General features: G+C 62.9%; 10 protein-coding genes and 2 pseudogenes. 1 reads left to right on the top strand and 11 read right to left on the bottom strand.

The annotated features are described in order from the left end of the window. Window position 1: 1 nt before the first annotated feature. The 9 genes and pseudogenes from B586_RS22875 to espM form a co-directional block, all read right to left on the bottom strand. Window positions 2-75 (bottom strand): annotated as a pseudogene (locus B586_RS22875) (hypothetical protein); the annotation flags it as partial. Window positions 76-90: 15 nt separating this feature from the next. Further along, window positions 91-2,328, bottom strand: a complete 2,238-nt coding sequence (gene eccCa, locus B586_RS19460) for a type VII secretion protein EccCa (protein ID WP_054879077.1) — start codon at window positions 2,326-2,328, stop codon at window positions 91-93. Continuing rightward, window positions 2,325-3,770 carry a type VII secretion protein EccB gene (gene eccB, locus B586_RS19455; protein ID WP_047316821.1) on the bottom strand — a complete coding sequence of 482 codons (1,446 nt, stop codon included), beginning with the start codon at window positions 3,768-3,770 and terminating at the stop codon, window positions 2,325-2,327. The genes eccCa and eccB overlap by 4 nt, the downstream gene beginning before the upstream one ends. Before the next feature lie 3 nt (window positions 3,771-3,773). Further along, on the bottom strand, window positions 3,774-5,495 hold the full coding sequence (gene eccA, locus B586_RS19450; RefSeq protein WP_047316820.1) for a type VII secretion AAA-ATPase EccA: 1,722 nt from the start codon (window positions 5,493-5,495) through the stop codon (window positions 3,774-3,776). After that, window positions 5,488-6,009 carry a hypothetical protein gene (locus B586_RS19445; protein WP_054879078.1) on the bottom strand — a complete coding sequence of 174 codons (522 nt, stop codon included), beginning with the start codon at window positions 6,007-6,009 and terminating at the stop codon, window positions 5,488-5,490. The genes eccA and B586_RS19445 overlap by 8 nt, the downstream gene beginning before the upstream one ends. Before the next feature lie 46 nt (window positions 6,010-6,055). Continuing rightward, window positions 6,056-6,895: an ESX secretion-associated protein EspG gene (locus B586_RS19440; protein ID WP_054879079.1), complete on the bottom strand. Its 840-nt coding sequence runs from the start codon at window positions 6,893-6,895 to the stop codon at window positions 6,056-6,058. 2 nt (window positions 6,896-6,897) lie between these two features. Further along, window positions 6,898-7,212: an ESX-1 secretion-associated protein gene (locus B586_RS19435; protein WP_047316817.1), complete on the bottom strand. Its 315-nt coding sequence runs from the start codon at window positions 7,210-7,212 to the stop codon at window positions 6,898-6,900. 91 nt (window positions 7,213-7,303) lie between these two features. Then, window positions 7,304-8,614 (bottom strand): EspA/EspE family type VII secretion system effector, encoded by a 1,311-nt coding sequence (locus tag B586_RS19430; protein WP_054879080.1) that lies wholly within the window; start codon window positions 8,612-8,614, stop codon window positions 7,304-7,306. 232 nt (window positions 8,615-8,846) lie between these two features. Next, the gene (espM, locus tag B586_RS22645) at window positions 8,847-10,016 is read right to left on the bottom strand and encodes an ESX-1 type VII secretion system transcriptional regulator EspM (RefSeq protein WP_156166613.1); all 1,170 of its coding nucleotides are present in this window, start codon (window positions 10,014-10,016) and stop codon (window positions 8,847-8,849) included. 403 nt (window positions 10,017-10,419) lie between these two features. Here espM and B586_RS20570 point away from each other — a divergent pair, with 403 nt between their 5' ends. Beyond that, on the top strand, window positions 10,420-10,701 hold the full coding sequence (locus B586_RS20570; RefSeq protein WP_082129660.1) for a WhiB family transcriptional regulator: 282 nt from the start codon (window positions 10,420-10,422) through the stop codon (window positions 10,699-10,701). 146 nt (window positions 10,702-10,847) lie between these two features. Here the strand turns inward: B586_RS20570 and B586_RS20565 are convergent, their stop codons facing one another. Both B586_RS20565 and B586_RS19420 read right to left on the bottom strand, forming a co-directional pair. Continuing rightward, window positions 10,848-11,288, bottom strand: a complete 441-nt coding sequence (locus B586_RS20565) for a PNPOx family protein (protein ID WP_047316828.1) — start codon at window positions 11,286-11,288, stop codon at window positions 10,848-10,850. Between the two features lie 30 nt (window positions 11,289-11,318). After that, window positions 11,319-12,158: pseudogene (locus B586_RS19420) on the bottom strand (NmrA family NAD(P)-binding protein); the annotation flags it as partial. Window positions 12,159-12,263 lie beyond the last annotated feature (105 nt).

Below are 12,263 nucleotides of genomic sequence, written 5' to 3'. Positions count from 1 at the left end.
TTCTCATCGCTGCGTTCTGCATCGTCGCCGGCGGGGTTCATCTGCGCCGCTCCTTCTCATCGCTGCGCTCTGCATCGTCGCCGGCGCGGGTCATGACGTCGTCGCCGGTTCGAGGATTGGAGCGGCGGTGAACTCGTGGATATGCACCTTTTTCCGGCTGGCCCGTGGGCTAGACGGACTACCGTCACCGTTGGTTTCCGCTGCCATCGCCGGAATGAATGGGATACCGGTGTACAGGGAACTGAACTTGACGGGGTCTTCCATGCCAACTCGGAGAAACCCGACACCGCTTTCCTTGTTGGTGATGTACTGCGCTTCCGGGGTTCCGATCACCGCCTTGGACTCCGCCGAGCTGGTGGTGCGCAACGCGATGCGGTAGGTGAGGTTGGGCTCTAGTTTGTCGATGCGCACCCCTCCAGTTTGCAGCGACTGGGTGGCCAGCAGCAGATGCACGCGCAGTGACCGCCCGACGCGGCAGATCCGGTCGAACAGTCCGATGAAGTCGGGGTGACTTTGCAGCAACTCGGCGAACTCGTCGACGACGACGAAAAGCGTTGGTAGCGGTGCGAGGTCGGCGCCCCGTTCCCGGTACTTCTCGTATTCGGCTACTCCGGAGAGCGCGCCGGCCGCGCCGACCAGCGTGCCGGCCTGTCGAAGGATGTTCTGGCGGCGGTCGAGTTCGCCGGTCAACACCTCACCCATGCGGCTCACCAGTTCGGCTTCCTCGGCCATGTTGGTGACCACGGCAGCGGTGTGTGGAAGCTTCTCCATTCCCAGGAACGTTGAACCGCCTTTGAAGTCGGTAAGCAAGAGATTCACCTGGTCCGGGTGCGTCATTGCGACCAACGACAAGATCAGGGTCCGAAGGAATTCGGATTTTCCTGACCCCGTGGTCCCGATCAGCATGCCGTGCGGTCCGCCGCCGAACTCGGCGCCTTCCTTGATATCTAGGTACATGATATTGCCGGTCTTGAGTTCGTGACCAAACGGGATCTTGAGGCGGTCCCGGTCAGTGTCGGTGTACATCCGCCAGCGGCTCGGTAGCACCTCTTCGACGGTGTTGGCACCGACCAGCTGGTGCCATTCGGTCGCCACTTTTTTCTGCACGCGCGAGGTTTTATCGAGGATGGTGCCGGTGATCGACCATCCGGCTAACTTCCGAGCGATGCGGATGGCTTCCGCGGTAGAGAGGCGGTCGGTGGTCGAAGTCACTTGACGGAAACTCTGGCCAGGCAGTCGGTCGTCGGCGGTCCCGTTCTCGCCGACCCTGATGCGGTAGGTCGAGCCGCGGTGATTGCCGAGTGTGATTACCGTGACACCGGCCCTGCCGTCGGGCGGGAACCCTGCCTTGCCGCCGGTCAGATCCACGAGGACGACGTAGGGGCCACCGGGCAGCGAGTCGGGTGCATGCGGACCGCGCGACGTCAGATCGGCCAGACCGTCACTGCGGGTGAAGATCAGTCGGGTCGGCCCGGCGGCGTCGGTCTCCGTCGGGTGCTGAACGTGCGGAAGCCATTTCAGCCAGGACCAATCGGGATCGTCGGGGTCCTCGGTGAGAACCCGGATTTGCAGCAGGTCCGGCGGATGAAACACGGCCAGGTGACAGATCATCGCGGTCAGCAATCCGGCTGCCCCAGCCGTGTCTCCGCCGACAGCGATTGTCGGAAATGTGCGCAGCTGCAGCAATTTCGGGCAGTCATGCACCAGCCCGTGGGTCCGCAAAAATTTGACCACCCACATGTGGCTGACCGGTTCCAGGAACGGCTGAGGCGCTGCACCGCTAGCCGCCAGCTCCCCGCCGACAGCCGGCTTCAACAATCGGTCCACGGCGGGCTGGTCGCCGACACCGATGCGGGTAGCTGCGTAGAAGTCGGCGTTCGCCGGCCGTGACCACTGCCGCTGGGTGCCCACGATCGACAGCAGATCTTGGGGATGGGGCGCGTGATAACTGAAGAACGCCACCTGCGAGGCGGCCGAGGAGGTCACCCGGGCGCGTAGTCCGGCCAGATAACGCAGGTACTCCTTGCGGTCGGCGTTGATCTCAGGCACCTTTTTGCCACCGCCACCGCCGCCGGCCATACCACCGACCATCATCATGACCATCATCATCGGCATCATCAGCATGTACGGCGAGAGCTGCTTGGTGCCGCCAACCACCATGATCGCGATCATGCCGACCATGCAGCCGCCCATCACATAGGGAAGGACCTTCTGCATACCCGATGGTGGGATTTCGAGACCGAGGTCATCGGGCGGCGTAAGGCTGATCTCGCCCGGCGTCAATCGCGGGCCGCGGGTGATAGTTGGGGTGAACTTTTTCGTCGTCATGAACTCGCTCCGGGGGTTCCTGCTGGTACTTTCCGGGGGCTTGGGTCAGCGGGCAGTGTGTCGTGCTCGAGCAGAGCCGCGGCTCTGGACAGCACCGGACCCTCCACCAGGAGACGGACGATCTCCCAGGGCGCGGTCTGCGGCGACGCCAGGCCCAGCGCCTTCGCTGCTTCCGCGTCCGCCAGGCCGTAACGCACCCCTTCTGGGTCGACGTAGTACAGGGATTCGCCGTACCGGGGATCTGGAGACTGCAGCGCCACGTATCTGCCGCCATCGATATAAACGGTTGCTGTCCCACGAATCTGCTTGATACCGGTGCCCATGGCCGACGTCAGTAGCGGCAGATGCCGACCAATCAACACGGTTGTCTTCGGCGCCTGATCGCCGGCTCTGCGTTCCCATGCCCAACACAGCGTGGGCTGGTCACCCCGGACCACCATCTTGAGTGGTTCATCGGGCAGCGGTGAGCTGTAGACCCGTTCGGGAATTTGGACGACCACGCTCGGCACGAGTGAAGGAGGCGCTATCAGTCCGTGCGACTGAGTAGCGCGCAACGCGGCAGCGGTGGTGGCATTCACCTGCGCGATGCCGTCGGACAGCACCACGTAGTATTGCGGGCCTTTGTCAGTGTGGATTTGGAACACCGACCCGATCACGAGGTCTGGGGATAACCCCAGCGAGTTGGGTGCTCCGGTGTCAGGAATCGGCGGCAGCTCCCACTTGCCGACATCGGGCAGCGCGTTGAACAGGCCCTCAGAGAGGGGGGTCGGCTTAATGTTTACCGGTATGCCCACGGCCGAGGTGAGGGCCCGGTCGGACAAATCGATGTAATGCCGCCCCTTTAAGTCAACAAGCCACGTTTTGCCCTGGTAGGACGCCAGCAGCGCCTCGCTGGGCTGCAGTGGATCTATCGCAGGGTCGATCTGCAGTGGCCGTACTATCACCGACGTCTGCACCGACGGCGACTCGCTCTCGGCCCTGGTGACGGTGTCGCACAATGTCCAGGTTGACAAGGAATCCCCTGAAACAGGCGTGGCATAGGGCGCACCGGGGATTCCGATGGTCTGGCCCATGGGCAGCTTGGTCAATTCGCTGGACTTCACGGCAGCGGGGTAGGCCGGGTTGCCCAACGCCAGCCGCGCCGAGGTCAAGTTGTAGACGGGATGCAACTGCCCGGACAAGAGCACGTAGAGCTGATTGGTCGCCCGGTCGGTGAGCAGGGTGCTGGCCCCCAGCTTGCCCTGTGGTTTGAAGTATGCCAGCAGCACGGCGCCTATCAGGATCGCAACCGCGACGACGATGCCAAGCGCGATCGAGCGACTGTAGAACTGCAGCGGATCGTCGAACATCCGGGTGTCGCGCCGCACGATGGCATGCTCAACTCGGCGAAGCAGGAAGCGCCAGCCGCTGACCTGAACCTTGGTGGTCAGGCGAAGCCCCATGGTTCACTCTCTCATGTTGAGGTGCGCGTGCACCGTGGCGATCGCCTCGGCCATGTCTGAGCCGTTGATCTCCTGCAGTCGGTCCACGTCCAGTTGCTCGATGTCGAGGCCCTGAGCCAGCCGCATATCACGACACTGTTCAGCGGCTTCCACCAATTGTCGCGCGTAGCGGCCGTTGCCGGCAACGTCGAGGGCAGGTCGGCCGCGCAATGTCCGCTGGGCGAGCTGCTTGGCCGCCTCCAGCAGGTTATCGCTCGCTTCCGCACTCAACGATGAATCGGCAGCAGTTGCAATGACTTTTGCGATCTCGAGAAGCTCTTCAGGGGAATAGGTATCGAATTCGATTCGAGTCGCGAAGCGCGATCGCAGACCTTCATTGGTTTCCAGCAGCCGATCGATATCGGAGCTGTAGCCGGCGATGATCACCACCAGTCGATCGCGGTCGTTTTCCATCCGCGCCAGCAGGGTGTCCAGCGCCTCTTGTCCGAACGGGTCCGTGCGCCCGTCCCGTTCCTGCACCAGCGCGTAGGCCTCGTCGATGAACAGCACGCCGCCGAGGGCAAGATCGATTGTCTTGGCGGTCTTGACCGCCGACTGCCCCTCGTATTCGGCGACGAAATCTTTGCGCGACGTTTCGACAAGCTTTGGTTCCGAGATGACGCCCAATCCGGCCAGGATATTGGCCACCACCCGCGCGATAGTGGTCTTGCCAGTACCGGGTGGCCCGGTGAAAATCATATGTTTGCTCGGTTGCGCGACCTTCATGCCTTTGGCAGCGCGAACCCTCGCCATCATCGTCGCGGCGCGGTACCTCTCGATCTGGGTTTTAACCCTGGTGAGCCCAATCTGCCGGTCCAGCTCGGCCTGCGCCTGGGCGAGCAGTCTCTCTCGATCGGAGTGGTCGGCCACGACACTGCCCGGATCCCAAGGATCCGCGCGGGCGGCTATCTGTTCGGCAGTCGTCGTCTTCAGGCGGTACGACGGATCCTTTAGCGCCGCAGATACTTTGGCGTCCGGGTGGGTGGTCTGCAACCACTCCAGCAGCGCCACCGCGGCGTCTTCATTGCCCTGGCTGCGCCGTGCCATCGCCAGATACCACGCGATGGAGCGGGCACACGCTTCGCCAGCCGGCGAGTCATTCGCCTCGGTGAGTCGACGTTCGGCCTCGGTGAACAAGCCGAGGTTGGCCGCGGCCACCCCATGCGCGACACCAGCGGCGCCAGCCAGGAACTTGTCTGGCCACTTCCCGGCGCCCTTGACTTCGTCGATCACGTCGGTCCATCGTTCGGCTGCGCCGTAGACCACCGCCTTGAGCCACGCCACGAGGTGTTCGGAACCGGTGACCGGAGTGGCATCAATCGCCTCCATGGCGTCGGCGAAGTTACCTTGCGCCGCTTCGCACGCGGCGAAACCCATGGTGATAGCCAGCGGCGACGTAACCGGGTAGGTGATGTCGCCATATAGGCCCCCGATGGGGACCCTGGCGTTGAGGGTGGTCATCGGGATCTGGACGGACCCCGACAACTGCCCGAAGTTCCTGCGCGAATACCAGGCGCGAAACAGTGTCACCCGGTCGGTGTCGCCGCAGCGGATCCGGCCGATCCATGCATCGCAGGCAGCTTCGTCGTAATTCGTGATCTCGGTGAACAGCTCCAACGATCGCGCCTCCGACATCGGCAACATGCCGGCGGCGCTTTCGAAGAGGCTGCCCAGGCGATCAATCATTTTCGCCGAAGTATCGGGTGGCGAACACCTCTTCTTCTTCCGCGGCCGCCTGCTCCGGCGTTGGCAAATTCAGGGTCAGCCCTACGAGTTCACGGATGGCGGCCGTGCTTTCTTCGTCGCCTTCGAGGTTGTCGAGCATGTAGGTGTACTGGGCAGCTCGCGCTTTCTGCCGAGCCAAGCTCGCCAGGACAAAGATCTCTTCCGCGAGTTTCGTTTCGCCCATGCGAGTCGCTTTGTCCGACAGCTTGACTTGGTGGACTCTGCCGTCCATGAGCGCCGATACCGATACCGATTTGGCGGGGTTGGTCACCGTGAATAGGTCGACTTCAATCTCTTCCTCTGGCTCAGTCAGAGATTGGAGAACATCGAGGTCGTCGTCTTCAGTGGCCTCGGGCTCGGTTGGCGCGTAACCATCGAGCGCGTCGAAAGACGACGACTCGTGGCCGCGGTCGGTGCTGTAAAAATCCAGGGCCGACAGGTCGTTGTCGTCGTCGTCATTCCCGGGCAGGTTCACTGTGGCGTCCCTTTCTAAAGTCGTAGCGCGAGGAGTGAGGGGGAAGTTAGCGTCGGAAGGCGGCGTTAGCGCGATCTAACCAGGAACCCGCTGGCAGGAGCTCCATCAAGCTGTCTAAGGCGACCTGTAGATTTTGCTGAGTGCCCGGGAGGAAGCTCCCGTACAGTTCGCCGCCAACGTGGCGGGGCAGCGACACCAACCTGCCCTGTGCCGAGTCGAGGACCCCTGCAGCCGCGTCCGTGTGTGTCGTCGTGCCTCCCGGGTGGCGTTGAGTAGCGATGATCTCCACCCAGCTGGACGGGTTCGCGACGATCTCGGCGTAGATGCGGGCCGAGCTTGGTTCGACACCTTGCCGGACCAGCTGGGCCGCGGTTCTGCACTCGGCCAGTTTGCTGGCGATGCCGGTCAGCGGCTGGACATTTGCGGGTTCTGCGGGGCCCAGCACGGTGGTCACCATGCCCGCCAGGCCGACCTTGGGAGCCACTAGCTGTAACACCAGCATGTCACCGTCGCGCGCTGCGATGACATGGCGGTCGCCCTTGCGGCACACAACAAAGCGCACCATGATGTTGCCAACATTGCGACGCCACCACCGAGCCTCCAACGCCCGGTCCGGGCGGCTAAGCGTATCTAACATCGCCGCGACCGTGGGGTGAGGTTGGCCGTGAGCGTCCAGGATTCCCTGGGCGGTGAGGTCACGTTGCACCTGTTCCCAGACGACGGCTCGTAGTTCCTGTTGAGGAATATTGACCCGTATCCCGAGTGCCGTAGGGAAATCTACGAGATGCAACCGGTCCGCGACCACCAACGCACCGTCGATAGTCATCTCGACGCCGACCACATCATTGACGCGGCCCGCGCGACTGGAAGCCAGCGGACCGGACATAGTCACATATTAACCGTCTTGTTGAGCGTCTGGCCGCCAAATATATCGGTATTCAGGTAGGCGGCAGCGGCCTGCAGCAGACTCGAGCCAAGCGAGCTGGAAACCCCTGCGACGCCGGTGCCTGCCTGGTTGCGGGTGGTCTCTAGCGTGGCCAGCACATTGTTGAATTGTGAAGTGTATGACCCGTGCGTCTGCGAGACTCGTTGGCTGATTCCCGTGACTTTCCCGGTCGCGGTTTTGACATCGCCCGAGATGGTGTTTTGCATCCCGCCCAGTGTCTGCAGCCATGACGGGATGACGCCCAGAATCGTTGTCATGAGTTATCTCCTCCTCTAGGTACGTTTTCTACTTGTTATGGTCTTGGCCCGCTAGGGTTTTTGCCCGTTAGGCGTGAGGTCGCCGACGGCGTCACAGGACGCGTCCACCCGTCTCTCCGGTGGTGCCCCCACCGGTCGCCTGGATCGGAGCGCGCTCCGCACCGGCTGTGCCCGCACCGGCGCCCTCTTCTTCGTCGTCCTTCTTGACGTCGCTGACGAGGGTGCCTTGCTGCTGTCCCCCTTGCGAGGTTTGCGAGACGAGCGAGCCGGCTTGCGAACCGGCCATTGAGCCGGCTGATTGGGCGAGTTGCAAGCCCCCGCCGCTCCCGGTGAGTTGAGTCAACTGACCCAGGGTTGCCGTCAGCTGGCTCATCGCTGGCAGCTGGTTAAGCGGGATCACGTTGGCAAAATTCAACGAGGGCGTGCCGAATATGCCGCCCAAGAAGTCGGGCAACTTGGCGAAATCACCCCATTGGGGCAACTTGCCGATGTTGCCGAACAAGTCGGGCAAGCTCGGCAAGCCAGGGAACAAGTTGGGCAAGCTCGGCATGCCGGGCAAGCTGGGGAAACCGGGAATGATGCCGGGCAAACTGGGGAAACCGGGAATATTGAAGTCTGGGAACTCGAAGTCCGGGAAGCCGGGGAGGTCGGGCCACTTAAAGTCCGGGAATCCGGGGAGGTCAGGCCACTTAAAGTCCGGGAAGCCCGGGAAGCTCGGGAGGTCGGGCCATTTGAAGTCGGGCATCTTGGGGATCCAGTCTGACCAGTCGGGGATGTTGAAGTTTGGCGGCCAGATGCCGGGGATGTTGGGTATCAAGCCACCAATCCAGTCGATCAGCCCGGGAATCAAGTTGAGCAAGTCCTTCGGCAAGCTCGCGATCATGTCGAGCAAGTTGCCCAGCACTCCCTGCAGATTGGTCGTGTTGACCAGGGTCATGATCGTCAAATAGAGCATGGCGCCACCGACGACCGCCATCGCAAGGCCGCAGGCGGGAATGGCGATCGCATACGAAGCCGCATCGCCGACGAGCCATAGATGGTCTTCAAGCCATTTGCACGCCTTGCGCGTTCCCTGAACCATGCTCTTCATGGCGTTCAGGACCTTGCGGGTGTTAGTGACGTATTCGGCCTGATTCGACACAAAGTTGTTGGTCAATCTGTCGACCTGGCTCATCGTCTGCGCGCGAAGCTGGTTGGCGAGATTCTGAGCGGAATAGGCATCCGCGGCCTTGCCGACCCAGTCCATACCGGGAACAGCCTTGCCGATCTCGGTGGCGATTGACGTGAACATAGACGAAGGGGCTTTGAAGACATCGCCTGGGTCGGGGATGCCCTCACCAAGCATTAGCAACAAGCCGGAAATGGTACCAATTGTTCTATCGCAAATTCCGCTTCCCGACATTTAAGCGCTTCCTTACACTCGCTGATCCTGTGCACTGTCACTTTATGTGCACCTTTGCACCGCACATTGAGCTTAGCAGCGCACCCCGGGGGGTTCGTGCACGAATTTCTGGGTTAGACGAGCGATTTCGACAACTAAGCGGGTGGAGAGCACAAAGCGTCGCGACGACATCGACGTCGGCGGCGAACCGTGGGGCTGCACGGCGCTTGGGTGTGGTGTCCCGGAGTCCGCCTCAATTGATCTGGCTCAGCAGCGCTTCGATGGCATCGACGGCGCTGGCGGGTAAAGCTTCCTCAGCTTCTGCGCGGACGATGAGCTCTTCTGCGACGCCGGCTGCTTGTGCAGTCTCGCGGGCCGAAAGGTTGGCCCGCCGCCGGGCCGCATATAGGCGCTGGGCCAGAGTGGCGCCTGGGGCGGTCGCCCCGCGCCGCATCAGCTCGTCGTGGTGACGGCGGACCGCGCCCAGCGCCTTGAGCAATTCCGGGGTAATCCGACTGATGCGGGTTGCGCGGACGGCAATCGCCTCGAGCTGGCGTAAATCAGCAAGGATTGGGGCTGCTCGTTCGGTGAACTGCGGATCATCGGTCGGCGGCAACGCGGCGATCGCCAGGCTGCAGCCGTCTACGGCAGCAGTGACCGCCTGCGCGATCAGCGACGCCGGGCCGTCAGGCGCCGGGGCATCGGAGGTGGGGCCGTCGGGACGCGGCGATGGGGTGCGTGTTTCGCCGGTGGCCGGCTCGCCCTGCCGGATCCGCGCGATCGTCCCGGCGGGCCACTGCAGGACCTCTTCAAGCTTGGCCCGGGTTCGTTCGCGAGGCCAACTGCGGCCCTTTTCAAAGGCGATGAGTGCGCCCGCATTGATGACCCCGTCGGCTGCGAGGCTGCGCTGACTGATGTCGAGTTCACGACGGCGTGCAGCAGCGGCCGCTCCGGCCCGAGCTAAACCTGGATCCTGCTCGTTGGCTGCGGAGTTGCTCATATCGTCCGAGTCCTCAGCGGGCTGGCCATCGTGTGTGGGCGGCTTGACGAGTTCAAACGTCAGCGCCTTGCCGGAAGTGGGGTTCCCGAACCGGACGACGGTCTTGTCGGTGACCGTCACAGACGTCTTCCGTAATCCGTCGACGAACATGCCATTCGGGCTGCTGTCGACGATCCGCCATTGCCCATCGGAAGATTCCGCCCGCAGATGCTCTTGGGAGATGCGTGGATCGTCGATCTGCACACCCGCCTGCGGCTCGCGTCCGATGGTCACGACGCCACGGCCGGGCTCGATCGCGTGCGACGTTTCGCCGCTGTGCACGACCAGCACTGCCGGTTCGGCAGGTGACTTGGCGTTGGCCATCGGCGGTTTTTCCTCGCTGGCGGGTGTGTAGGCGGGGTATAGACGGGTAGTGGCGGGCATCAAAGCGGGCCCTCGGCCATGCCGATTCTAACCGTTGCATTCGCCCGATGGTAAGGCTTCGCTACGTTTGCGCCGTGCGGGTCTGGCACGCCGGCGGTGAGTCGTGTCCCGGAGGAACCACCGCTACCGCTACGGTTCGCGGTTTGGACCCAGACAAATGGAACGGTTTATCGGCGGGGCAGCCGCCGGAACCGTCTCGCTTGGCGCGCCTTCGTGCACCGTGACGAAGCCGCTTTCCAACAGGTCAACCTCGAGAAACTGGACGGTCCCCAGGCACGGTGACGCGGCGCCTGCGAGCCCCCAGGACCGGCATTCCACATAACTGTTGCACTGCGACGGTTCGTGCTATAGCCTACCGAGCAGTAGGACGCAGAACTGCAATGCTTTCTGGAGGAACGTAGCGATGACCGCAACAGCTCTCTACAACATCCCGCTGGGCGTTTGCACGCAGGACCCTGACCGCTGGACAACGACTCCTGATGATGAGGCCAAAGCGTTGTGTCGTGCTTGCCCCCGTCGCTGGCTGTGTGCTCGGGACGCGTGCGAGCTGTCGGGTGCGGAAGGGCTGTGGGCGGGGGTCGTGATTCCTGAAGCCGGCCGGGCACGGGCGTTTGCGTTGGGCCAACTGCGATCTCTGGCCGAGCGCCACGGATACCCAGTGCGCGAATCCGCGAAATCGGCATAGCCAGCTAGCCTCCGGGCCGCCGATTCGAGGGGTCAGCGGTGGGGGTAGTGATCGATGGGCCTGGCTGGTGTCGAAACAGCGCGAGAAATCAATTGATTTCTCGCGCTGTTATATGTTTGGCGTTTTCTTTTACGGCGGATTAGCACTTAACTCGGTTCGAATCGGAATACGGCAACCCGGCCCGCTAGAGCCTCGAATTCATCCGGGGTCCCATCGCGCACCATTCCCGAACGTTTAGCGAATCCCACGCCAACCGGAACTTTGATCGGAAACGCCCGCAGCACCGGGCGCGCTTCCTCGGGGGTGAGTTCGGTGATCCTGACCCGCCGGGATCGGCGCCCGCGGGCCAATGTTCCAGAGCCCGCAACCCTGGCATTTGCCGCCCAGTCGGCGCCGGGATAACCAGCCACCACGTACAGACCGCCGGCAAATTCGAACGGGGTCATCGGGGTGCTGCGCGGCCGGCCCGACGTACGGCCGGGCACCGTCAGCACCATTGCCGGGCCAGTTGCTATCCCGAGTTTCTGCACCGCCATCATCACCTTGTTCATGGGTTTGAGGTAGCGCGGCGGACGTGGATTGGACATGTCACGGTGCCTCTCTGTCTCGATCTGTTTGCTGAACAGGCCGCGGTGCTGGGACACCCACTGTGTGAAGGTGCGGGCCGACCGGCCGAGGATCTTTTCCACGTCGCGGGTGACCAGGGCGGGTTTGTCGAGCGTGTCGGCGAGCAGGGCTAGGTAGGCGTCGGCGAATTCGGCAGTAAAACCCAAGGCGATGAACTGCTGCCGTACAACGCCTGGAGGTAGCTCTCGGTATGCCAGCGGGCGATTCACGACGCCGCCGATAACCTCCACCGACTCTGTGTTAGTGAACGTCTGCGGACCAGTCAGCGGGATCTGCTGACCGACGAACTCCTCGGACAACAGTGCGCGCGCCGCGATCGCTGAGATGTCGCTATCGATGATTGGCACGCTGGACGCCCGGGCGTATGGCCCGGCCACCACATCACCGGCACGGATCTGCGTGGACCACAACCCGGCGAAGTTGGTGGCGAAAACCGCGGGCCGCAAGCTCACCCATGCCAGGCCCGAGTCGATGGCCAACTGTTCGACTTCCTTGTTGCGATCCCCACGAAATCGGGACGGCTGCCGCGAGAAGTCGTCGTCGGCGTTGATAGCCGACAGCGCAACCAGCTTGGTGACCCCGGCGCGCACCGATTGGGCCACCATGTTGGGCAGGGCGTCGATTTCTGGGCCTAGCGCGCGGGAATTGAGGAAGACCGCCGCCGCTCCCGGTAACGCGTCGTTCGCCGAGCCCAACACCTCCACGCCATCGGGAAACCCCGCGGTCTGTGGTGTTCGGGTGACGGCGCGCACGTGGGTGCCTGCGGCGCACAGTTTGGCGACGAGGGGGCGGCCCACATTGCCGGTCGCACCGGTTACCACGATCGTCATGGTCGGGCTCCTCTGTGTGCTTAAGCTCTAAACCTAGGACGGGCCAAAGGGTGGGAAAGTTACGGTTGGCAGAGGTAACTTTTCTCCGCGCCAGATCGTCGATGA

The sequence above is a fragment of the Mycobacterium haemophilum DSM 44634 genome, from assembly GCF_000340435.2.
Lineage (GTDB): Bacteria > Actinomycetota > Actinomycetes > Mycobacteriales > Mycobacteriaceae > Mycobacterium > Mycobacterium haemophilum.
The sequence above is the reverse complement of the archived record's forward strand: the minus strand, read 5'-3'. Positions and strand labels throughout refer to the sequence as shown.

Coding starts and splice junctions, on each gene's coding strand:
- eccB (WP_047316821.1), bottom strand. CDS start 3,770: ATGGGGCTTCGCCTGACCACCAAGGTTCAGGTCAGCGGCTGGCGCTTC.
- B586_RS19440 (WP_054879079.1), bottom strand. CDS start 6,895: ATGTCCGGTCCGCTGGCTTCCAGTCGCGCGGGCCGCGTCAATGATGTG.
- eccA (WP_047316820.1), bottom strand. CDS start 5,495: ATGATTGATCGCCTGGGCAGCCTCTTCGAAAGCGCCGCCGGCATGTTG.
- espM (WP_156166613.1), bottom strand. CDS start 10,016: ATGCCCGCCACTACCCGTCTATACCCCGCCTACACACCCGCCAGCGAG.
- B586_RS20565 (WP_047316828.1), bottom strand. CDS start 11,288: ATGTCCAATCCACGTCCGCCGCGCTACCTCAAACCCATGAACAAGGTG.
- B586_RS19435 (WP_047316817.1), bottom strand. CDS start 7,212: ATGACAACGATTCTGGGCGTCATCCCGTCATGGCTGCAGACACTGGGC.
- B586_RS19430 (WP_054879080.1), bottom strand. CDS start 8,614: ATGTCGGGAAGCGGAATTTGCGATAGAACAATTGGTACCATTTCCGGC.
- eccCa (WP_054879077.1), bottom strand. CDS start 2,328: ATGACGACGAAAAAGTTCACCCCAACTATCACCCGCGGCCCGCGATTG.
- B586_RS20570 (WP_082129660.1), top strand. CDS start 10,420: ATGACCGCAACAGCTCTCTACAACATCCCGCTGGGCGTTTGCACGCAG.